The organism is Aquimarina algiphila (assembly GCF_007489275.1).
GTDB lineage: Bacteria > Bacteroidota > Bacteroidia > Flavobacteriales > Flavobacteriaceae > Aquimarina > Aquimarina algiphila.
The window spans coordinates 154,002-180,396 of record NZ_VLNR01000011.1 but is presented as its reverse complement, the minus strand read 5'-3'; the positions used below and the strand labels follow the sequence as shown (position 1 = coordinate 180,396).

The following is a 26,395-nucleotide window of genomic DNA, read 5'->3' as shown; positions in this document are numbered from 1 at the left end:
ATCGAATCTTTTATACTCTAATTTGAGTCTTTTTGACTCGAATTTGAATGTTTTTCACTCGATTTCCAGTGTTTTTGGTTCAAATTCGAGTGTTTTATACTCGATACCGAGTCTTTTTTACTGGATTTCCAGTGTTTTTGATTCAGTGTTTTAACTACTCGCTCCTTTGTCTAAAAAAATAGATAACCAAGGGGTAACATTTTTTAGACTTAATACATAAAGGCTGTTCAATTACTAAAAATATATAAATCAGTCTTAAAATGAAACAGAAATCTTTTATTCGGAAGTATCTCCATTATTTCCTTAACTCTTTTGCAGAGAGCATAGTTAAAAAAAGGAACGGGCGCTTAAGTACTACAATAATAATACTCTTGCCCAAAAAAGCAATACTATTAGTACTCTTTATTTGCTCATTTCAGACATACTCGCAAAAGTTAATACTACCTGGCAATGATAATCCTAACGATTATCTAACCAATCCTTCGCTAACCGGGTTTAATGATTATTCTAATCAAGAATTGGTAGACCTCTATACAGGAATGGTCAACATAAAAATACCCGTATATACTGTTAAAGACAATGATCTTCAAATCCCAATATCCTTAAGCTATAAAAAAGACGGTATTCTGGTAGATGAAAAAGCGAGCGATATCGGGCTTGGTTGGCGTTTAAACACTCTTGGTTATATCAAAAGACAAGTAAAAGGCAATCCTGATGAGGATATCTACGGAACCAACGATCGTGGAGATAAAATTCGTATCAACTATGGCAGGTTTAACAATTTAAAATTTAGGCCCCTCATTTTGGTTGATATTATCGATGACTACATTATAGATGATTATGTAAAAATGGTTAAAAACAGGAGCTACAATAATAATACTTGTATTCCTAGTGAAGAGAAGTTCCATTTGATAGCTTTGAGCTCTGTTCCTTCACGACCAAGTAGCTCCCTTTATCCCCAAATAGAATATCATTTCCAGAGAATAATGGATACGCAACCTGATATTTTTTATTATCAGATTCCGGCTACTTCGGGATCGTTTGTTTTAGACCGTAATGGTAATCCGGTTATTATTTCGGGAAGTACAGATGTTGTTATTACACCAGCAATTGGCCCTAAGGCGCATCCTATAAATCCAGAATGGGGTATTACTACTCCCAATGGGATTACCTATTCTTTTCCTCATACAGATGCATATACCGAAACTACCGAAAATTATATGCCTCACGCTTCTGTAGGAGCTGTTGCAGGTCCAAAAGAAACAAAAGAGGAGTTTATGAACAGACCAAACTATAGACAATGGCAACGCAATTTTAATCTTAAAAACCCACGAGATAAAAACCATTTGATTAATACCTGGTATCCCTCAAAGATCACTTCTTCACGATTTAAAACAGAAATTGTAGTTACCTACAAAGACCAAGAGCCAATTGAAGAGTTCAAAAATACCGAACAACGAATGCATTATATTAAAACATATAAAGATCAATACGAAGAACTTGAGAGAACTCTTCCTAATTACTGTGATGGACCAGAAAGGCCTTATAGCAGAACTACTTCTTTTGTTGATCAACCTACGGGTACATTATATGACATTTATGCCAACACAAATGCCTCTTATTGGATTCCAAATTTAAGAATCATTAAAAATCCTAAATATATCAGTAAAATTACTTTTGGTAATGGAAATGTAACCTTTAAATACAGTACAGAAGAACGAAGCGATCTTCCGGGAAATTTCGCTTTAGAGCAAATTCTTATTTCAAATAATGATAATCGTACCGTTAAAAAATTTGGGTTTACTTATGACTATTTCATAGCACTTCCTTATCAAAACTTACAAAAAAGTTCAAGACTTAAACTACTCAGTTTTTCTGAAATTGCCACGACAGGTGATGAAAAAAAACAGCATAAGTTTGAATATCATGAACATATGAAGTTACCTTCTTATGAATCTAATCAACAAGATTATTGGGGATATTTTAATGCGAACACAGCCAATACATTAATCCCAACTAGTCGTAGAAAAGGAATAAATTTTCCGGGTGCTAATCGAGAACCTGACGAAAACCGTACGAAAGTAGCAATGCTAAAAAAGATTATATACCCTACCGGGGGATATAATGAAATCGAATATGAAATAAACAAATACAAAGATAAAGACTTAAGATTAGATCATAATATAGGCGGTTTACGAGTTAAAAAAACGATTACAGCTACATCCAGTACAGATTCAAAAAAAATAATCAAAAATTACATTTATGGAAGACCAGGGTTTTCATCAGGCAGCAGTGTTAATTTTGTAGATAGTAACTGGTATCATAACTTTCAAAGAGATGCGTATTTGACATCTTTTGATTATGACAATAAATTTATAGAACGCTACTTTTATATCAGAAAAAGTGCTCAATCTATTTATCCTCTACTTAAAACTAAAGGTGGTTGGGTAGGTTACCAAGAGGTAACTGTAAGTACACCAGGCTTAGGTAAAAGTGTATATGAATTTACAAATCCCGAAGATAATCCAGATGAGCAAGGGCAACGATTTTTATCTCCATTTAGATCTGAAAGTGCCGTTGATCCTCACCATGATATAGTACATATATCTAAAGATCCTTTACGAGGATTACTAAAAGAGAAGAGTGATTATGATGAAAATGGCAGAATAATTAGAGCTGAGTACATTGACTATGAAGAAAACCCACGATATCATAATCAAATTGAACAAAACATCTTAACCGTTGAAAATGAATTTCTTGCAAATACTACAAGAATCTGGCATCCTGATTTACGAAATCTTGTTCCACCATTTCCTCATCAAACGGCCAAATTCTATAATGTGAGTCAGATTCAAAGTTATTTCCCTTACATAAAAAAGCGTACTATTAAAACATTTGGTTCTGATACTCCTGATCATATACTCAACGAAGTTACATATCAAAAAAACAGTGCTTCGCATATGCAGACCACCCATATGATGTCACAGGGCAGTGACAGAAAAAAAAGAGAAACATTAGCCTATTATCCGGGAGATACTTTCCCTACAGATAATCTATTACCATCAGAGAGAAGTGCAGTTTTTCGTTTAAAAGAACAAAATCGTATCCAACCTGTTTTTATTGAAAATCGAAAAGAAGATAATGTTATCGGAGTGACAAGAAACGTATATGATGAAAGATCGCCTGGATCTGTTAGAATCAAAAAAATTCAACGCGGAATAAACAAAGATCATTTAAAAGATCAAAGTGTATTTCGTTACAATACTAAGGGAAATGTTAGAGAAACCTATAGGTTTAAAGATACTCCTAAAGCTGTATATATATGGGGATATAATGACCAACTTCCTATTATTAAGATTGAAGGAAAATTATCCTATAAAGAAATAGAGGCCCGTTTCTTGGCTGAACATGGGAAACGATTATTTTTCTTAAAAGACATATCTAACAAACCTGCTGATAACCAAATCCTTGAAGATTGGTTAGATAAATTTCGTACTACTATTCAAACTTATGACAAAACATGTCATATCACTACATATCTACATAAACCATTAATAGGAATCACAAGTATTAAAGATCCTAAAGGCAATCTGGTATCCTATGAGTATGATCTATTTAATCGATTAAAAGAAACCAAGGACTCAGAAGGAAATCTAATCACGAAAAGTGAATATCACTTTAACATATCAAATAACGAATAGCAAATGAAAAATTTTTTCTTATTGTTGGTGTTTTTGCCTGTATTAGTCTTTGGGCAGACCCAAACAGAAAACTATATAAAAACTACAAAGTATCATGTAGCAACTACTGACGGTAATGTTCAACCAGATGATAAAATAGAAGAAGTAACCTATCATGATGGATTAGGTAGAGTTTCTCAGCAAGTACTTGTGCGCGCAGGTGGCAATCACCAAGATGTTATCACTCCGTATGTTTATGATGCATATGGTAACAATCCTAAGGCGTATTTATCGTATAGTTCTTCAGAAACTCAACTTGGGTTAATATACCCAAACCCAATTGACGATAATTTAAGTTTTTATAATACCGAAAAATATGAGCAAACATTAAATCCATATAATGAGACCATCTATGAAGCTTCCCCATTGCAGAGAGTTCTAGAAGAAGCAGCCCCCGGAAGCAGTTGGAAATATGATCCTAATCAAGTATCACTTAAAACAATCACAAGGGACAGAATAGTTTATGATGATCTCAATATACCCTTACGTTTAAGTGATATTTGTACTACTAGTTCTGGTGGTGGTAGTGGTTTTATTAAAATTGAAAACAACATTTTACATTTTAAGTTTGATGGCGGATGGGCCTCAAGTGGTGATATCAAATTAGGCCGCATCAAACAAATTAATTCCTCTCCTACATCATTACCAGATACAGAACTTGGTACAATCATACGTATTAGTCGAGGGGTTAGGAGATTAACCGTTAGAGCAAGAATACGTAATAATTATTTAGAGTTTTATCGCACATTTAATCGTGGTTCTTTAAAAGCAGAGAGGTTATCTGTAGATCTGAATATTAACTTACCTGTTATAAAAGGTAGGCAGGACTATGCGAAAAGAATTTCAAAAAATCATACAATTAGGCACGAATATGCTTTTAACACCCAAAATGAAGTAGCTTTATTCGAGATAAAATTTGATAATGAAGATAAAGAAAAACCTAGTCTTATCCATAATGGATATTATCATGTAGATAAACTGTATAAAAATATCACTTACAACGAAAATTGGCAGCCTGAACAAGAATTTGATAAAGATAATACCACAGAAGAGTTTATAGATATGAATGATAGGCTTATCTTAAAACGAACGTATAATAAAAACATTTCCCATGACACCTATTATGTATATGATGATTATGATAATTTAAGCTATGTAATTCCTCCTAAAGTCAACATCGAAAATGGAATTAGTCAGGATGAACTTGCCGAACTCTGTTATCAATATAAATATGATACAAAAAATCGTCTAGTCGAGAAAAAAGTGTCCGGTAAAGGAAGGGAATACATCGTTTATGATCGTCTTGACCGCCCTGTTCTCATGCAAGATGCTAGGCAACGTAGACAGATTCCAAAAGAATGGACATTTACTAAATACGATATATTTGGGCGAGTTGCCTATACTGGTATTTTTGCCGACAATAGAGATCGAACAACCATGCAGACGTTATACAATAACAGTACAGCTCCTGTATTTGAACAACGTGTAATCAACCCACTTAATTTAGGTGGAACTGGGTTTAAACTGTATTACAGCAACAATGCCGAGCCAAAGAACATTTATAACTTGATGACGATTAGCTATTATGATGATTATAATTTTGACTTAGCTGGTGGCGCGAAACCAAGTCAAGTGTATGGGCAGGCAATAAAAACTGATGTTAAAACCTTGTCTACAGGGAGCAAAACTCGTGTATTAGGAACTAATAAATGGATTACTTCTGTAAACTATTATGATAAAAAGGCACGTTTAGTTTATGGTTATAGTTATAATGAATATCTAGGCACTACCAATAGTATTAGTAATAAACTAGATTTTACTGATAAAGTACTGGAAAGTACCACAAGCCATAAACGCTTACAAGCAACACCTATTCTTACTAAAGACAAGTTCACCTATGACCACATGGGCCGATTATTAATCCAAAACCAAACAATCAATGAACAACCTGAAGAACTGATCGTTAATAATACTTATGACGAAATGGGTATGCTAACAAAAAAGGAGGTTGGGGGATCCACTGGTAGTAGTATCACCAATCTTATTAACGTTATGATTGAACTGAATCATACGATAAAAAAAACAATCCCTCAAAATGCTTGGAATGCTGGTTTTGCATCTAAACTAGCTATACAAGGTAATGGTGCAGTAGCTTTTCAGGTGGTACATACCAATAAAGACCTCATGGTAGGGATATCAAAAGAAGATAAAAATGTTAATTTCAGAAGCATTGATTATGCTATTTATACAATGTCCTCAGGAAAAGTTCAGGTACGAGAAAAAGGAATCACTAAAGGGAATTTAAATCTTAACTATAAAATAGGAGATATTCTTTCCGTAGAAAGAATAGGGACTACTATTGTGTATAAAAAGAATGATGCAGTATTTTATACATCTACAATACCATCAAGTGGTAACCTGATAGGAGATGCATCATTGTATCATACCGGAAGCAGGATAAAAAACTTTACTCTTATTAATCCAAAAAGAAAAAGTTTACAAACCATCGATTATGCGTATAATGTAAGAGGGTGGCTAAAACAGATTAATGACCCTAAAAAAGCATTAGAAGAGGACCTGTTTGCTTTTGGGATTAATTATGATACGGCTAATAATGGAACTACTCCATTATATAATGGTAACATCTCACAAACCCTATGGAAAACTGCTAACGACAATATCAAAAGGCAATATTCCTACATCTACGATGCATTAGATAGAATCACCAAAGGAATTCATAACACAGGTAAATATAATTTGAGTTCCGTGAACTATGATAAAAATGGTAATATTCTAGGATTAACACGTAGTGGGTGGCAAAATGGGGTAAGTTTTGCCAATATGGATCGTTTATACTATACCTATGATCAAGGTAATAGATTATCGAAAGTAGTAGACACGGGTAATGACAATTACGGTTTTAAAGATGGAACGAATACTGGTAATGACTATGTATATGATGTCAATGGAAACATGACTGTTGATCGTAATAAAGGCATTACCGGCATACGTTATAATCATCTAAATTTACCCACTGTGGTTACCATTAATGGGAAACAAATTCGATATACTTATGATGCTACCGGAACAAAATTAACCAAATCGGTAAACGGAGTATTTACACATTACGATGGTGGCTATGTCTATGAAGGACCAGATTTACAATTCTTTAAACACTCTGAAGGGTATGTAGAACCTAATACTAATGGTAGTTTTGATTATGTATATCAATATAAGGATATATGGGGAAATACGAGATTAACTTATGCAGATGACAATAATGATGGTAGCATAGACGCCTCTTCCGAGATAAGGAGAGAGCAAAATTACTATCCATTTGGATTAGAGCATCGTGGATATAACAATGTTATCCAAGGCGTAAAGAATGATTTGAAGACTTATCAAGGACAAGAATTTACAGATGATTTAGGATTAAATACCCACGAATGGAAATACCGTGTTAGTGACCCAGCAATTGGTAGATTTTGGCAAGTTGACCCATTAGCAGAAGATTATGCTTATAACTCTACATATGCGTTCCAAGAAAACAAACTTGGAATGGGTATTGAACTGGAGGGAGCAGAGCTTTTTGGATGGATTAAGGATAAGTTTTGGTATGGTTTAATGGGGCAGCCACGTGGTGGCGATATGAATACCCATTTGGATATGACGCCCACAAGTTCAGGGCCGACCAAGAATATCACAGGAAACTATTTTGGTGATGCTGCATATAAATTGTTAGGCGGAGAAACTATCTCAAAAGCAGCTGATGGCAATGTTATGGCACAAGGACAAGTGATAATGAACGGAATGGTAGCATTATCGCCTGCAGGAAGAGGGTCTAGTCTTGCAAGTAGCGCTGAAACTAAACTCGCAAGCAGTGCTTTACAAACAGAGGTGAAAACTGTAGCATCAAACACTAGCAAGAAAGTTAGTACCATTATTGGTGGGGAACTAAAAGGGAGCACGTCTATAATGGGAGCTGGTAAAGCATCAGCAACAGGTGATATACCTGCATCTTTACTTAAAGCAGCAGAAAAAGCAGGAGGTGTAGGAGCAGTAAATCCAGGAACTAAAAGCCCTGTTGGATGTTGTGCAGAATTTAAGGTAGCGACAGAGCTTTTAATAAAACATCAAGATGCAATACCTTCTCAAATACGATTTACAAAAGCAATTAGACCGAGAACAGGAAAAGTTGTTCCACCTTGTGATAATTGTAAAAAAGTTTTTCCACAGTTAGATAATTGATGATAAACTTACTCTAAATAAAAAAGACAGAACTTAAACTGGTTCTGTCTTTTTTATTAATGGTTAACATTTTATCTATTTATGACCATCTCTGTTAATTTTATTTCTTTTAATAGGTTTTCATCGTCTTCACCTTCTTTTATTAAAAGGTCACTTATTACCTTAAATTCAGCACTCAACCCAGCTATTTTTATTATATCTTGACCAGAAAGCATTTTAATATACTCTTCTACCGTTTTGTAAATTAAATTATAAATAGGCATTGATTTGAATACTTTTCTAGTTTCGTTATTATCTTTCATTTCTATAAAAGTATCAGGAAAATTAACCTGAGGTAGCATAATTCTACAGAATATAATAGGTAAGAATATAAACAAATCTTCAACAATTTTATAGTCAATATCATTATCTATAAAAAACTCTATTAAATCGTCATACTCAACATCATTTTCTATTATTAGGTTTATAGCTTTTTTTATATCTTCTTCATTATTCTTATTTTGCATGAACTAATATTTTTTATGAATACGCTCTTTTAGCTTTAAAATCAAGAATTAGCGCATCAATAACCATAAAGATTTTATCTTTTTCTTCATCGTTAAGTTTAGAGACTTCTTCCACTCTTTTAAGTACATTACTGTCAAGTTCTAAAGTTGTTTTGCCAACAAGGAAATCAATAGAGACATTAAGCGCATCAGCAATCTTCATAATCACTTCAATAGATGGCATCATAATATCACGTTCATAACGTCCAATAATATCGCCAGAAGTATCTACTTTTTTACCTAACGCAGATTGTGAAAGGTTATGCTTCTTCCTTAAAATCAAAATATGTTCACCTATAGTCATACGCTTACGTAGTTAAAACTACTATTAAAAGTGGGTTTTAGCAAAAATAGAAGATTTATACGTAGTAAACAAAATGATTAAGTCTTGTTTTGTAAAGACCAAAACATTACATTTGCTACCAATAGGTCGTAAAAACTTTTTTAAAATGTTTTTTGATTATGTTGAATACTTCTAATCCAAATAACTACGAGTACATAACAAAACATTTAGAGCTTCACATTTTAGGTGGAATCAAGACGAATAAATTAGAAAGTATGCGAATTACTTTAAGCATACAAAAACTAAAACACGAGAACGCCAGAGTCTTTTGTTTGGTATTCACCAACAGATCCAACGTTGATATATCTAGAACCATAGTAGATCAGATATGTTATAAACATATCTGATACTTAGGAGCTAATCTGCTTGGGGATTAATCTCACTTTTAAGATCCAAGTGGGTTATTTCTAAACTAGCCAGAACTAGTCTCTTGTTGTAAATTTTTAATTCTAGAAGTATATAAGTAGAAGACAATGATTTTTTTTTTCAGGATGTGGTAACATTTTAATGAGTTAAGACATTAACATGTATAAAAGCTTATAGCTAAAGATATTTAATAATAAACGGTTGATATCAATTGTATTAAGATCAAAATCCTGAAAATTCTAAATAATTCATAACGAGGTAGGCATCTAGAATTAAAACATAGAAAACTTTCGGGCTTTTATAAAAAATATCTAATGATTACTTCTAAACTCAAAATGATCAATAAAGTATAGTGTTTTATCACTTTTAGTTTTTAGGATTTCTTTCACACTATAATTGTATACCTTTAAGGCATTATTTTTTAAGACTACTATAATGCAAAATCAAACGTTTATAAAACTAGTTATATTTTTTGGTGTTTTACCTATGTTGCTCGCTTCTTGCGCTAAGGATACAACCCAGGCAGATTTAAAATCATCACTTACCTTATATGCCTCTTTTGATAAAGGTGTACAGGCAGATTTTGCACTAGGAGATGCTAACCTTTATACCGTTCCCTCGCGTAAAGCTCGTGATTCTGCACAAGTAGGTTTACATAAACCAGATATTAGTATTGCAAAAGATAAAGGACGTTATGGTGATGGACTTTTGTTTACAGAAAGAAGTCGTGGGAATATATACTACCCAAGTGCAAAAAATATTGCGTATAACACAAGTGATTGGAGTGGTGCTATTTCATTTTGGCTAAGTTTAGATCCAGCCACAGATTTAAAACCAGGATATTGCGATCCTATACAAATTACAGATGTAAGTTATAATGATGCTTCGATTTGGGTTGATTTTACTAAAGAAAACCCCAGAGATTTTAGATTAGGTGTGATTGGGGATAGAGATGTATGGAATCCAACTCCTAATGGACCTGATAACGAAAATCCAATTTTTATAAAGCAATTAGAACCAGTAGTGAAAAATCCACCGTTCAGAAAAGGTGAATGGACTCATATCCTGATCAATTTTTCTAACCTTAATACAGAAAATGGTCAAGCTTCTCTTTATATGAATGGAGAATTAAAAGGAACTAGAAAAAACATTTCAGATCCATTTACATGGGAACTGGATAAATCTAATATCTATTTAGGTTTAGGGTATATCGGACTAATGGATGAATTATCTATTTTTAATAGAAACTTAAGTGATAAGGAGATTTCAACACTGTATACATTAGAAAACGGAGTGCAATCTCTTTTTGAATAGTAACTATTTTATGGAGGTAGAATAATTATTGATATAGTAAGCACTATTTTCTTACTTCTTTGACTCCTCAGGATAGTTCATTTTAATAATTTTTCCTGGATTACCCACTACGACTGCGTAATCTGGAATGTCTCGTATAACTACTGTTCCTGCTCCAATGATACACCATTTGCCAATCTTAATTTTTGGTACAACGACTGCTCCGGCACCGATATGAGACCCTTCACCCACATGAACGAGTCCGCAGAGGGTGGTGTTGGGCGAAATATGAACAAAATCCTCAATTACATTATCGTGATCTACACTTGCCAATGTATTTATAATTACGTGCTTTCCAATAGTAGTATTGGGTTGGATTACAGCTCCGGCATAAACAACAGTGCCTTTTCCTATTTTTATATCTGGATCTATAATGGCGGATGAATGTATTGCTGTTGCAAATTCACTTTGTAAAAATTTAGCAATCTCAGATCGCTGAAAATTATCTCCAATAGCGATAATAAAAGGATCTCCTTCTTGAGAAAAGTCTTTATCTATTTCTAAAATTGATATATGTTTAAACTTGGGATGACAACCAGAAGGATTGTCATCAAATATTTCTGTAACAGCAACCCTGTTTTGCTTTAAAACTGAATGTATGATTTGAGCATGTCCTCCAGCACCATATAATCTTACCGTATTGATCTCTTCCATTTTGGCGCCATTTTATAGTATGTAATGTTATAGTGTCTAACTCTTTAGTGTTGTTTTGATAGGTCAAAAGTATCCAACCTCCCTTTTTGAAAGTATGATATTTGTCAGTTTTGATGAAGAGAATATAAGTACACTAAAAATATTTTTTCCTCAGTCTCAAAAAACGGGACGGGTCTGCCTTAGTATTGCAAGGTAAAACTATATGTTCATTCAAATGATTTTAAAAAGCGCTGAATAGTTGGGGAGATACACGTACTCCTAAGTAGTACGAAAACGAAACCCAGTATAGGTTTATAAGCAATATCATTAAACAAAAAATTCAATCCATTATGATTAGAAAACACTTGCTATGTGTCATAGGCATGTTTTATGCCTTCACTTTTGGCCAGGAATTACCACAGTTATCACCACCAACACCAGAGGTTGCTGCTATTGGGAAATATACTGACATCCCTGTAGGTTTAAATACAGGAACTCCTAATATTTCAATTCCTTTGATGAGTTTATCCGAGTTTGGGATAGAAGTTCCCGTATCGGTAAATTATCATGCTTCTGGTATTAAGGTTAACGAAATTGCTTCACGTATAGGTATAGGCTGGAGTCTTGCTGCAGGAGGGATGATTACCAGACAAGTAAGAGGTATCCCAGATGATGAAAAAGAAGGGTTTTTGAATACTACTAATACTGTAGATGCTTTCTTTAATTTAACTCCACAACAACAAGCACTGGCTTTTGATGATGCAGTACGCAGTAAAACTCAGGATTATGAGTCTGATTTATATTATTTTAATTTTCCGGGAGGGAGCGGGAAATTCTTTTTTGATCAACAAGGTGCAATTTATAGCCACCCTAAAAATGATCACCAGATTAGAAAAATTACGGGTCAGGTAAATAATATTACGACCATTTTGGGTTGGGAAGTAATTACTCCTCAAGGAATGACCTATACTTTTGGGATTATTCCTGGATCTTCAGAGTTAGTGACAGAAGTTAAACGCAATCTGATTTATGGAGAAAACTCACAACTTCCGTCAGGATTTACTTTTCATACTTCTGGATGGTATTTAACTCAGATTAGAGATTATAAAGGGAATAGTGTTCGTTTTAACTATTCCAAAGGGACTACAGATGTAGTATATTATAGTCTTTTGGATCAAAAAAAATATCTTCCATCAATTGTACCGGGAGCAAATGGGAACTGTAATGTCCCAGATGTATCTACTTCACTTTCTGAAGATCGTTATCTACCAACGTACCTTACCACTATAGAAGGAACACAAGGGAGTATTCAGTTTAATTATGATACTTCACGTAATGATCTTAAGAATGATAAAGCCTTAACCGCGGTTACGCTTAAAGATGCTAATGATAATGTTATTGATAGTTACCGTTTTGAACATGGATATTTTACTACTGCTCCTTGGGAGAGGTTAGGAACATATGGCGATTTAGATCAACGTACTAAGAAATTATACCTTAAAAAAATCAAACAACAAAAAGGGAGTGTAATTAATAAAGAACACAGTTTTAGTTATTATGAGGATCATGCTTTTCCAGAGCGATTATCATTTAACAAAGATTTTTGGGATTATTCTAATGGAGCTGATAACGATGTTTTATATCCTGGAGCAGTGTATACCAATGGGTATGGAAATCCGGTTGATGTTAATGGAGCAGATCGTGCAGTCAATTCCGATTTTGCTCAGACCCTATTATTAAAGGAAATCGTATACCCCACTAAAGGGAGTACAGAATTTATTTATGAATCCAATACAGTAACTGGAGGGAAAGCATTTTTTGCAGGAAATACACTAAAATCTGTAATCATTACTGGTTCACAAATAACGACTTCTCCAGATTCTAGTGAAGTGTTAAGTTCTTCTTTCACATTGCCAGAAAAAACGTTGATCTATTACAGAAGTACTGCTGTTGCCGCTTGTGATAATAATCTTGGTTCTAATGATTGTCCAACGCTATGGCTTGCCGATGCTAACGGGAATACATTAAGAACTTTTAGAGGAAACAGTAGTGATGCGCAACCTTTTGAATTAGAAGCAGGGACGTATACAGTGAATGCTCAAAACGGACTAATTCCTACGAGTCTGGAGAATGGAATTCCTCGATATGATAATACGGCTAGTCTATATTTCTATAAAAAAGAGGTTGTGGATAATAATGGTAGTAGTACTTCTATAGCTTTTACAGGAGGACTTCGTATCAAGGAGATGAGATTTAAAGATACCAATGGTTCACTTATAAATACTAAAAAATACGAGTATAGACAGTTTGCACATCCTGAGTTATCCAGTGGTTTTGCGTCTAACCCTCCTTCTTTCATATATCTAAGAGCTCCTTTTTTTGATGGGAGTTTAAATTGCACATTTAATATTATCCAATCCAACAGTCTCTTTCCTCAAAACGGATTGAGCTCGTATCATGTGGGATATACGAATGTGACTGAATTTAATACAGATAATTCACAAGGGAAAACAGAGTATACCTATAGATTTATTCCAGATGATCATAGGTATAGCGAAAACAATCAATTTCTCCCGGGAGAAGGGTACCCTTTTGCTCCAGCAAAAGATTATTCTCACCAAAGAGGGCTGTTATTAGGAACAAAAGTATATAAGTTCAATCCATCGAGTCAGAATTTCTCTATCGTAGAAGAACTGAGCAATATCTATACTCGAAAAGGGGAGTTCTTGTCAGGGAATATCGCGATGGGATATATCGGTAGTGCTAGCCCTGAATATACAATGTACAATAATTTTAGTGATCGATACCTGATGACAGGAACCGAAAAAACAAGTTATTACCCATCTGGAAATGTAAAGATAACAACACAATATACCTTTGATGAAGGATATCAGGGAAGAACATTTCCAACAACTATAACTACAACAGATAGTAATGGGGATAGTGTCGAAACAAAAACTTATTATCCTGATGATGTGTCTTCTGCAGATGCATTGGGGAGTCCATTAACTGCTACAGAATATAGTGCAATTTCTAATCTGAAAAAGAGTGTGTACTATCGTATTACAGAACCTATTCAGCAGGAAACCCGTATCAATAATGTATTAGCAACAAAACAACTTACCAAGTATCAGATTTTTGGAAGCATTACTCTACCTAAGAGCGTACAAGTGGCTAAGGGGAGTCGAGATTTAGAAAATCGTATTGAATATTTGAATTACGATAGTCAAGGTAACCCTTTAGAGGTTACTCAAACCGATGGTAGCCATACCATCTATATCTGGGGGTATAATGATCGGTATCCAATTGCCAAGATTGATCATGCCAGTTATATCGATATGCCTGCTGCAGTACATACGTTGATTACTCAATTAAAAACCAATACAAATCAGGAAACCAATCCAGCACAAGAAGCAACGATTCGTGGCTTAATTGATGACTTAAGGTCACATACATATTTTGCTAACGCACAGATTACTTCTTTTACCTATGATCCATTAATTGGAGTGACTAGCGTGACCGACCCAAGAGGGTATACGATGACATATCATTATGACATATTTAATCGCCTGGAACATGTAAAGGATGCTGCGGGAAAATTGATTTCTGAAAACAAATATGGGTATAAGAACTAATGAGGACTAAGACAATGAAAAATATAATAAAAAACTATATAGTACTTATCATTGTAATGATGGGTACAGCAAGTGCTTTTTCACAAATAGGAGACGGAGATGTTCTCGGGGATTGTGGAATTACCTCCTATCGCGATGCTGATGGAGACAGCTGGGGAGATATAAATAATAAAACATGTCAACTAACAATACCTGCAGGATATGTTGGTAGGTACGGAGATCGTGATGATGGCAATGCACTAATTACAAATATAGCGCCTAGAAACTTTTATCGGGATGGAGATGGAGATACTTATGGTAATCCGAATAGTACAATATACGCTAGTGCGCGACCTAATGGGTATGTAACCAACAATAGTGATTATGATGATAGTAATGCGTTAATCACAAATGTTGTTCCTAGAAACTTTTATAGAGATGGCGACGGAGATACTTTTGGAAACCCAAGTAATATAAAGTATCAGAGTGCACAACCTTCAGGATATGTTACTAATGCGAATGATTGTAATGATGGTAGTGCCGCAATTAATCCAAACACGGTATGGTACAAGGATAGTGATGGAGATAATTTTGCTAGTACAAGTAAAAAACAATGCACCAGTCCAGGGGCAGGGTATAAGTTAAGTGTAACAGGTTTAGGAGATTGTAATGATAATGATGTCACCTTGAATCCCCTTACCGTATGGTACTATGATAATGATGGAGATAGTTTTGGTAATGAAGGTGATTTAAGTGCGATTCGACAACAATGTAGTCAGCCATCTTCAAAATATGTTAGAAAGATTGGTGATTGTAATGATAACAATATAAACATTCACCCTAATACAGTTTGGTATAAAAACAGTGATGGAGATGGTTTTGCGAGTACTACAAAGAAACAATGTACAAATCCAGGGTCTGGGTATAGCCTTACAGTAAGACCTTTAGGTGATTGTAATGATAATAACGCAGCGATCCACCCAGATACAGTTTGGTATAAGAATAGTGATGGAGATGGTTTTGCGAGTACTACAAAGAAACAATGCACAAACCCTGGATCTGGATACAGCCTGACAGTAAGACCTTTAGGAGATTGTAATGATAATAACGCAGCGATTCACCCCAATACAGTTTGGTATAAGAATAGTGATGGAGATGGTTTTGCAAGTACTACGAAGAAACAATGTACAAACCCTGGATCTGGGTACAGCCTCACAGTAAGACCTTTAGGAGATTGTAATGATAGTAATGCTGCGATCCACCCCGATACAGTTTGGTATAAGAACAGTGATGGAGATGGTTTTGCAAGTACCACGAAGAAACAATGTACAAATCCTGGATCTGGTTATAGTCTGACAGTAAGACCTTTAGGTGATTGTGACGATAGTAATGCTGCGATCCACCCCGATACAGTTTGGTATAAGAACAGTGATGGGGATGGTTTTGCAAGTACCACGAAGAAACAATGTACAAATCCTGGATCTGGGTATAGTCTGACAGTAAGACCTTTAGGTGATTGTAACGATAGTAATGCTGCGATCCACCCCGATACAGTTTGGTATAAGAACAGTGATGGAGATGGTTTTGCAAGTACCACAAAGAAACAATGTACAAATCCTGGATCTGGATATAGTCTTACAGTAAGACCATTAGGAGATTGTAACGATAGTAATGCTGCGATCCACCCCGATACAGTTTGGTATAAGAACAGTGATGGAGATGGTTTTGCAAGTACCACAAAGAAACAATGTATAAATCCTGGATCTGGTTATAGTCTCACAGTAAAACCATTAGGAGATTGTAATGACAGCGATGCAAGTATACATCCAAATACGGTTTGGTATATAGATGGGGATGGAGATACTTTTGGAGATAAGAATGTGACTAAAATACAATGTACTAAACCAGCGGGTTATGTGCGTAACGATGATGATTATAATGATAGTACAGGACTAATTACCAATATTGCTCCTAGGAATTTTTATAGAGATGTAGATGGAGATACTTTTGGTAACCTGGCTGATAAAAAATATCAAAGTACCCAACCCGCCGGATATGTTACCAATGCAAATGATTGTAATGATAACGATGCAAGTTTAACTCCCAACACAGTATGGTACAAAGATGCAGATGGAGATACCTGGGGGGATAAAAGTATGACTAAAAAACAATGTGATCAACCTTTAGGTTTTGTACGTAATGATGATGATTATGACGATAGCACGGTTAATATTATCAATATTGCGCCACAAACATTTTATTTGGATAGCGATGGTGATGGATTTGGAGATCCTAACCAGAGTGTATATTATAGTATTGCTCCTGCAGGATATGTCACCAATGCCAATGATCAGTGTCCAGAAGTGCCAGGAGAAAATAGTGGATGTGCAGGTACTCCTTATCAGGAGATTACTATTAGTAATGAGAATTATGTCTTTACCAGAGTATATCAAAATGAGATGGAATCGATGACAGGGGTTACTACTAATAGAGATGTGATCGAGAACATAACTTATTTTGACGGATTAGGACGACCAAAGCAACAAGTAGGAATCAAAGCTTCACCAACAGCAAAGGATATTGTTACCCATATCGAATATGATATCTATGGCAGACAGGCAAAACAACATTTACCCTTTGAAAGAGCAGCCAATACAACTACTCCTTTGGGAAGTTATGGAACTGTAAATGTAAATACGACTATTAATAGTTATTACCAAAATACCTATGGCGATGACTTTATAGGAATGGCTTTGGCAGATGTTAACGCGTATTCTGAAAGTATTTTTGAACCTTCACCTTTAAATAGAGTAGCAGAACAAGGCGCTCCGGGGAAGGATTGGAAAGCAAACCCAACAAATAATGATGATCATACGATCAAGTTTGACTGGGATACTAATATTGTTGATGAGGTAGTACGTTTTAAGGTTACTTTTTCTGGTGGAAATACAGGAAAACCGCAATTGGTAAAAGATGGATTTTATACCGCTGGGGAATTATATGTTACGATAATCAAAGATGAAAACTGGCAACTTAATCAAACGCATCCTAAGGATCATACAAGCAAAGAATACAAGGACAAAAGAGGGAGAGTGGTTTTAAAACAAACGTTTAATGAAGGAATCCCTCATGATACGTATTATGTATATGATGAATTTGACAATCTAACCTATGTGATTCCGCCAAAGGTGACTACCAATGATCCAGTATATAATATCGAGCTTTCTGAGTTATGTTATCAATACAAATATGATCATAGAAATCGCCTGGTAGAAAAGAAAATCCCAGGCAAAGGATGGGAGTATATCATATATGATAAACTCGATCAACCGATATTAACTCAAGATGCTAATCAAAAGGCTAAAGGAGAATGGTTGTTTACCAAATATGACGCCTTAGGAAGAGTAGCATATACTGGTAAGTACAAGAGTACACGTAATAGAGGAACTTTACTCCTGGCAATGAGCGGATTGAGTACGTTTTGGGAAACAAGAGAACCAGCTACTACTTTAGGAGGAACTACAGTGTATTATAGCAATGCAGCGTTTCCAACTGCAGATCTAGAAATACTAACTGTTAACTATTATGACAACTATAGTTTTGATATCAATGGGCTATCGAATCCGGGAACGGTCTACGGAGTAGGCACCACAGATCGTACCCGATCGCTAGCCACGGGTGGTAAAGTACGTGTGTTAGGAACTAATGATTGGATCACTACCGTTACTTATTATGATGACAAAGCAAGACCAATTTATGTCGCAAGTAAAAATGACTATCTCAATACTACCGATATCGTAGAAAGCAAGTTGGATTTTGTGGGTAGAGTAGAAGAAACCAAAACTACACATACTAAAGGTACTAATGCGGCTATCGTAACAGTAGACAAATTTACTTATGATCATACTGGGCGACTATTAAAACAAACCCAAAAGATCAATACGCAAGCAGAAGAAGTTATTGCAGAAAATAGTTATGATGCATTAGGACAATTAACGAGTAAAAAAGTAGGTGGCATTGCGAACGCAAGTGAAGCAAGCTCCCCACTACAAACCATAGATTACACCCATAATGTGAGAGGGTGGTTAACATCAATTAATGAAGGGACTACGAGTAATGGAGATTTATTTGGATTTAGTATCGGTTATAATCAAGGAAACAACCCTTTATATAATGGAAATATTAGTAGAACCGAATGGGAAACTCAAAATGACAATAAAAAACGATATTATAACTATAGTTATGACGCATTAAATAGAATACAATCGGCAGGATATAATACAGAACTATTAGATGAACCAGGATGGTTTAATGTTACTAATATTTCCTATGATAAAAATGGAAATTTGTTGACCTTGAACAGAGCTAAAAAAGGAAGTCAAGTAGCTGGAGCAGCCATGGATTACCTTACCTATAGCTATGATCATGGTAATAAATTATTGAAGGTAAAAGATCAATGGATTGGAGCTGGTGGATTTGAAGATGGTACCAATACCAACAATGATTATACCTATGATGTTAATGGTAATATGACGATTGACCAAAATAAAGGGATTACAAATATTACCTACAATCATTTAAATCTACCAGAAACTGTTTCTATATCTAATAGTGAAGGAACAGGAGATATTACTTATATTTACGACGCTACTGGCGCCAAGTTGAAAAAAATATCGCCAAGTGGAAGTTCTTTAATAGAAACTGAATACGCTGGTAATTATATCTATAAGAATGGTACGTTAGAGTTCTTTAATCATGCAGAAGGATACATAGAACCTGTCATTGCGAACGGCAGTACTGCAATCTCATCATTTGATTATATATATCAATACAAAGATCATTTAGGAAATATCAGGTTGTCCTATAAAGATGCTAATCGAGATGGTGCGATTGTTCAAGATGAGATCATAGAGGAGAACAACTACTATCCTTTTGGGCTGAAGCACAAAGGATATAATGAAATAGTAAGTCCCCGTACAAACAGTACAGCACAGAAATTTAAGTATAATGGTATTGAGTTAGAAGAAAGCTTAGGAGTTAATCTATATGAGATGGATGTTCGTCAATACGATCCTGCTATTGCAAGGTGGGTTGCTATTGATCCTGTTACCCATCATTCTATGTCGACATATACTGCTTTTGATAATAACCCTATTTACTGGACAGATCCTAGTGGAGCTAATGCAGAAAATCTGGTGGATGAAATTATTAATAAATCTTCTGGATATAATTCTTCTGTATGGAAATCTAATAATGATGGAACTTTCCGAGCAAGTAATGGGAGAACTGCAGGAACAAAAACAGAGAATACTGATATTGTTATTATGCATAGAACTAATGTGTCAGAGAATGGTAAAAAAGGAGAAGATGGATCCGATATTGTATATTTGAATAATCAAGTGAACAGTCGTGAAAGATTAAAAAATGGAAAATACATTTATAAGAAACAAAATTTATATATGACAGCAGTGATCGAATCCTCTGGACGGTTAAGTTCAATTCAAATTCAGGCAGTTGAAACTATATGGAATGATGATGGAGAGATTGTAGATCATGGACTTAGTGTATCAGAAGTTGATGTGTCTAATGGTTTTAATCCTGAAAAAATTAAAAACAAAAATAATAAAGGGATTTTTGAATTTTTCATTGTTGCTCAAGCTGTTCAAAATCATAGAAATAGAACTGGTCATTCAGTTATGAAGGATTTACAAAGATCATATAAGGCAATTAGTACTGCATTAATTGGCTCTTCTGGTTATTCAATTAAGCCAGGAAAAAAGATGAAAACACCTAAAAGTCTAGCAGGTAAATTAATAGGTTTAGTTCCTTTTACAGCAGGTTTAACACTGAAATTTTCAACTTCAAATATTGAAAAAATGAAGTTACCTGTCATACAAAGAACAAAAATGTATGATGAATAATAATTTTTTATTTAGGTATCAAAGACTTATAATTTGGGCAATATTTATGATAACATATTTTGCTTTGTCTGAAAGTAAATGTGATTATTTATTGCTCATCGAATTAGATTCTATAATATTTATGATATTATTTCCATTAATTGTTTATTTATTACTTCTATTTGTAAAAAACAATAAAATAATATTGTTTTTAGTAGTAATGTTAATAATGATCAATTTATATATAGTGTTTTTTACAAATTGTTGGTGAAATATCCAGATAGCGCGGAAATATTTTCCGTGACCCTGCTCTCGCTAGTCTGTCACGCTAGCGTCTCGCTAGTGGCCTCAAAGATTGGTTAACGGCGGTATGAGTAAGAAAATAAATAGATAAGAAACAGCTACATTTCTGTAGCTGTTTTTTTGTTTCAATACTTCTTACTTCATTTACTTAAAAAAATATATTTTCTTCAATGATTTAGTTTTTAGAGGGTACTTGTACAGTTTTTGTCTAGTTCAATTAAAATCAAAAAAAGAGTGAAGCACTAATTTTGTAACTGAAGTTTAGTTCTAAATTAGTTATGAAAATAAAATTCTTTCTTTCTGCATTTTTGCTTTTAATACTATGTGTTGGTTGTACCCCTTCATTACCAGAAGATGTAGCTCATGCATATGAAAAACTCCCAGAGCAACTAGATTATAATATTCATGTAAAACCAATTTTATCTGATAAATGTTTTAGCTGTCATGGACCAGATAAAGCAAAAATATCAGGAGGGCTTCAATTGCATGATCCAGAGACCGCACTTATAGAGTTAAAAGAGTCTCCAGGAAAATTTGCTATAACTCCGGGCAACCTAAAAAAATCTGAAGTTTTTCATAGAATTTTATCAAATGACCCTAACGTGGTAATGCCAACACCAGAATCATATTTGTCACTATCTCCAGAAGAAAAAGCAATACTGGTTAAATGGATTGATGAAGGAGCAGAATATAAAGATCATTGGGCTTTTATACCAGCATCTTTACCTAAAATACCCAAAGTGAATAATGAGAACCTGGTAGCTAATCCGATCGATAATTTTGTCTTGGCCAAATTAGAAGAGCATAATATCACACCTTCTAAAAAAGCAAATAAAGAACTACTATTACGACGCGTTTCACTTGATCTCACAGGATTACCACCTACCAAAAAAGAGATTTTAGATTTCACAAATGATACATCTACAGATGCGTATGAAAAACAAGTAGATCGTCTTTTAGATTCTCCTCATTACGGAGAAAAAATGGCTGTTGATTGGTTAGATTTAGCCAGGTATGCCGATACCCATGGATATTTCGTAGATCGATATAGAGATATGAGCCCCTGGCGAGATTGGGTAATTCAATCGTTCAATGAAAATTTATCTTATGACAAATTTATTACATGGCAGTTGGCAGGGGATTTATTAGATAACCCCACAAAAGAACAGGTATTAGCAACAGGATTTAATCGTCTACACCCTCAAAACCTTGAAGGAGGAATTATAGATGAAGAATTTCGATCAGAATACGTTTCAGATAGAACCAATGTTATGGGACAGGGTATCATGGGATTAACGGTAGCTTGTGCAAAATGCCATGATCATAAATACGATCCTATTTCACAAAAAAATTATTATGAGTTGTATAGTTTTTTTAATCAGATAAATGAGTCTGGCCAAATTCCATGGGATTGGTCTATGCCCGTACCTACATTACTTCTCCCAACAAAAGAAGAAGAAAAAATGATGTCCTATATCAATACTCTGATTGATAAAGAGACTCAAAACATTCAGGAAATAAAAAGTAATCAGTTACAAAATGCAAAGGATTGGATTGCAGAAGAAAAATATAAAACAGATTCATTTAAAGATACAGATCATCTATCAGCCTATTTTGACTTTGAAAATAATTCATTACAAAATAAACTTAATCGTAGAGAACATGGTACGATGAAGACCCAATTTACGAACAATGAAAAAACAACTTTTACCCTGGGGTATTCTGGCAAAGGACTTCAGTTTGATGGGGATGCGTGGTTAGATTTGGGTGATATTGGTATTTTTCAACGTAGTGAGGCTTTTAGTATCGCAATACGAATATTTGTACCCAAAGATCTAAAAGAAGGAGTGATTTTTCATAAAGCACAGGGAACCAGATTGCATAGTTATAGAGGGTACCACTTAACTATTAAACCCGATAATACACTAGAACTTTTGATGGCACATGTATGGCCAGACAATGCTATTGTAAAACGAACTATTAAAGAAGTACCCAGAGATCAATGGGTACATCTTACCTTAACCTATGACGGTTCCAGTAAAGCAAAAGGCTTTAAAATATACCTTGACGGTCAGGAAATGAAGTCTAATGTAGAAATAGATAACCTATATAAGGATATTATCTTTCACAATTATGAAGACTATATTTATCCTGAACCTATAGAACCTGGATTACAAATTGGAGCAAGATGGAGAGGTAAAGGAATTGCTAAATCAATAGTAGATGATCTTATGGTCTTTGATAAGGAATTAACCAATCTGGAAATTCTTAAAATATCAAATAGCAAATTTCTTGATCCAATACTATCAAAAAACGAAAGTGAGTTGTCTAAAAAAGATAAAGATCAATTAGTAAACTATTATTTGTCTACAAAATCAAAGCCTGTAAAAAAAGCATTATCATCATTACAAGAATTACGTACTCAATATGCAGATAGTGTTGATAATATCAAGGAAATTATGGTGATGAAAGACTCTCTGAATTTACGTAAAACCTATGTGTTAGAAAGAGGACAATATGATGTTTACGGTGAAGAGGTATTTTCGGATACTCCGGAAAGTCTACCATCCATGTCAGAAAAATTACCCAAAAATAGATTAGGTCTCGCTAAATGGTTAATAGACCCCAACCATCCTTTAACGGCAAGAGTAGCGGTAAATAGATACTGGCAGAATTTCTTTGGTACCGGTATTGTAGAAACTTCTGAAGATTTTGGAAATCAGGGAACCTTGCCAACACATCCTGAATTATTAGATTGGCTGGCAATAAAATTTATTAAAACAGGATGGGACCTTAAGACATTAAATAAGTTAATTGTAATGTCTAATACGTACCAGCAAGATTCTAATGTGTCAGATGTGTTAAGAGAGATAGATCCGGATAATGAATTACTGGCTAGAGGTCCCAGAAAGAGATTGTCGGGAGAAATGTTACGAGATAATGTATTACTCGCGAGCGGATTACTAAATCAAAAAATAGGAGGGGAGAGTGTAAAACCATACCAACCAAAAGGATTATGGAAAATGACACATATAACTTACGAAAGAGGGTCTGGAGAAGATCTATATAGAAGAAGTATGTATACTATATGGAAAAGAACAGCTCCCAATCCTACTATAGCTACTTTTGATGCCCCTACAAGAGATATCTGCACTACCAGAAGACAAGAAACCAATACTCCTTTACAGGCATTGGTACTCCTTAATGATCCTACGTATATAGAAACAGCAAAAGTAATAGGTAAAAATATGACTTCGTTTTTGAGTATTGAAGATGCAATTAGCGATGCGTATATACGATTAACAGGAAAGACGATAACAACAAAAGAATTACAACTGTTGATGGAGTTACAAAATGAGGAATTTAAAAAGTTTACAGAAAATATTGATAAGGCAAGAGGTTGGTTAAATTCTGGAGATATCCGCTTTCAAGAAAATGAAAACCTCCCTATGATAGCGGCAAATGCAGTTGTTGCTAGTACGATTATGAATTCTGATGCTACAATAACTAAAAGATAATATATATGTGATCATCATGATACATTATGATTTACTAGTATCGCAAAGAAGATTTGATGACAGACAACAAAAAATAAAAACTCCCTTAATCTTGTTTTTAGATTTTGTTCAATAAAAAAACATGCTGAGATTAGTATTGTGAAACAAATTCAACTAGATTATCATTTCTTTCTAATTTTAGTTTTTTTCTTAGTCGATACCTTGAGGTGTGCACACTTTCTATTGAGATTCCAAGAAGTGAAGACATGTCCTTACTTGAAAAGTTAAGTTTTATTAGTGCACAAATTTTTAAATCTGTCTGGGTTAATGGTGGGAAATCCTTTTTGATTTTTTTGTAAAAATCTTGATTGATATCTATAAATCTTGCTTCAAACTCTTTCCAGTTACTACCAACACCAGACTTAATAGATTTTATGACTTTATTTATCGAGTTTGGATTTAGATCTTCTTTATTGTCGGTAAGAGTGTTTTTTAAACCAGCAATAAACTCATCTTTTTCTATGAGTTGTAGAGCAGATTTTGCTAATTCTTTGTTTTTTAATTCTATTGCCTTTTTATTTTCTTTTAGCTTGAGTTTCTGTTTTTGTTTTAATAAAATCTTTTCTCTTTTGTGTTTTCGTTTTAAGTTTTTGAATACCATAAAACCAAATACAATAAGTGAAAATAGTGTAACAAACAATAATATAGATCTTAGTGTTGATATTTTCTGTTTATGTTCTAATTTTAATAATTTTTGCTCATTTAGTATCTGTTCTTGTTTGTTTTTTTGGATTCGATATTTGTCTTTTATCTCAAATAAATATTCATTGTTTTTACTATTGATACCAAATATTTTGTTTTCTAAGCCAATGGCTTTATTGAGATGAAAGAAAGCTTGTTTGTATTTTTCAGAACCATAATAGATTTGAGATAATTCTTTATGATTTATGATTTGATAATTCATATGGCTATTGTATTTGCCAGATAATTCTAAAGATTGTGTATAGTGAAATTTACTTTTATCTACATCTCTTTTCATTTGATATAATTGTGCAAAAAAGTAGTGCACAATAACCAAATAGGATTCATTATTTTTTTTAAAATACTCATAAGAATTTGTAAGCATCTCTTCGGCAATATCAAATTCTCCGCTAGTAGCTAATAAAAATCCTCGTTCTGATTCTAAAAAATAATTTTGAACGTCACTATTTTGAGAACGAAAGTGGATATAACAGCTATCTACATATTTTTTTGCAGTTTCAAAGTCCCTATTATATCGATAAAAACTAGCTATCGAGAAATAATCACTGATAAGATAACCCGCATCAATTTCTTTTTTTGAGAACAGATTTTTACTGATGCGTAAAGCGTTGTCAAAATTTTCTAATGCTTTTTTATTTCTATTGTAAAAACTGTATAACCAACCTAAAGATTGATATACTCTTGATTTAGAAAATTCATCATTACTTTCTTCTGCTAGAAATAGGGCTTTCCAGTATCCATCATATGATTTACCATAATTTAGATTGTGTCCGTATAATTCAGATAATTCATGAATACTATTGATAAGATTTAAAGTATCCTTTTTATAAGTAAAATAGTCAATACTCTTTTCATAATTATGTACGGCCTTATCAAAATTGACAAACTTATTTTTTCTTGCTTCTTCTAAATATTGATTTGTTTGATATGGTACCTGTCCGAATATAAAATTCTGAGATAAAGTAAATATTAAAAAACCGGATACTAATAATATTTTTTTCATCATTTTGATTCTTTTCAATATTTTTTGACGCTCCATAATCTAGAATTAACAGAAATTATCTTCCAAACAATGAATCTAATGAACCAAA

10 protein-coding genes are annotated in these 26,395 nt (G+C 33.9%); 6 read left to right on the top strand and 4 right to left on the bottom strand.

Going from position 1 to position 26,395, the window contains the following annotated elements:
- Window positions 1–260: 260 nt before the first annotated feature.
- Both FOF46_RS07505 and FOF46_RS07500 read left to right on the top strand, forming a co-directional pair.
- Window positions 261–3,701: an RHS repeat domain-containing protein gene (locus FOF46_RS07505; protein WP_143916027.1), complete on the top strand. Its 3,441-nt coding sequence runs from the start codon at window positions 261–263 to the stop codon at window positions 3,699–3,701.
- 3 nt (window positions 3,702–3,704) lie between these two features.
- Complete coding sequence (locus FOF46_RS07500; protein WP_143916026.1) at window positions 3,705–7,988, top strand: DUF6443 domain-containing protein; 4,284 nt, start codon at window positions 3,705–3,707, stop codon at window positions 7,986–7,988.
- 71 nt (window positions 7,989–8,059) lie between these two features.
- Here the strand turns inward: FOF46_RS07500 and FOF46_RS07495 are convergent, their stop codons facing one another.
- Window positions 8,060–8,494 (bottom strand): hypothetical protein, encoded by a 435-nt coding sequence (locus tag FOF46_RS07495; RefSeq protein WP_143916025.1) that lies wholly within the window; start codon window positions 8,492–8,494, stop codon window positions 8,060–8,062.
- 13 nt (window positions 8,495–8,507) lie between these two features.
- Window positions 8,508–8,837, bottom strand: coding sequence for a helix-turn-helix domain-containing protein (locus tag FOF46_RS07490; RefSeq protein ID WP_143916024.1), 330 nt, complete (start codon window positions 8,835–8,837; stop codon window positions 8,508–8,510).
- An 840-nt stretch (window positions 8,838–9,677) separates the two neighbouring features.
- Between FOF46_RS07490 and FOF46_RS07485 the strand changes: the two genes are divergently transcribed.
- Window positions 9,678–10,556 carry a LamG domain-containing protein gene (locus tag FOF46_RS07485; RefSeq protein ID WP_143916023.1) on the top strand — a complete coding sequence of 293 codons (879 nt, stop codon included), beginning with the start codon at window positions 9,678–9,680 and terminating at the stop codon, window positions 10,554–10,556.
- Window positions 10,557–10,607: 51 nt separating this feature from the next.
- Here FOF46_RS07485 and FOF46_RS07480 read toward each other — a convergent pair whose 3' ends face one another.
- Window positions 10,608–11,249, bottom strand: a complete 642-nt coding sequence (locus tag FOF46_RS07480) for an acetyltransferase (protein ID WP_109438904.1) — start codon at window positions 11,247–11,249, stop codon at window positions 10,608–10,610.
- A gap of 329 nt (window positions 11,250–11,578) precedes the next feature.
- Between FOF46_RS07480 and FOF46_RS07475 the strand changes: the two genes are divergently transcribed.
- The 3 genes from FOF46_RS07475 (at window position 11,579) to FOF46_RS07465 (ending at window position 24,563) form a co-directional block, all read left to right on the top strand.
- On the top strand, window positions 11,579–14,863 hold the full coding sequence (locus tag FOF46_RS07475; RefSeq protein WP_143916022.1) for an RHS repeat domain-containing protein: 3,285 nt from the start codon (window positions 11,579–11,581) through the stop codon (window positions 14,861–14,863).
- A gap of 14 nt (window positions 14,864–14,877) precedes the next feature.
- Window positions 14,878–20,763 carry a DUF6443 domain-containing protein gene (locus FOF46_RS07470; protein WP_167571769.1) on the top strand — a complete coding sequence of 1,962 codons (5,886 nt, stop codon included), beginning with the start codon at window positions 14,878–14,880 and terminating at the stop codon, window positions 20,761–20,763.
- A 560-nt stretch (window positions 20,764–21,323) separates the two neighbouring features.
- Window positions 21,324–24,563: a DUF1553 domain-containing protein gene (locus FOF46_RS07465; RefSeq protein ID WP_143916020.1), complete on the top strand. Its 3,240-nt coding sequence runs from the start codon at window positions 21,324–21,326 to the stop codon at window positions 24,561–24,563.
- A 130-nt stretch (window positions 24,564–24,693) separates the two neighbouring features.
- Here FOF46_RS07465 and FOF46_RS07460 read toward each other — a convergent pair whose 3' ends face one another.
- On the bottom strand, window positions 24,694–26,307 hold the full coding sequence (locus FOF46_RS07460; protein ID WP_143916019.1) for a tetratricopeptide repeat protein: 1,614 nt from the start codon (window positions 26,305–26,307) through the stop codon (window positions 24,694–24,696).
- Window positions 26,308–26,395 lie beyond the last annotated feature (88 nt).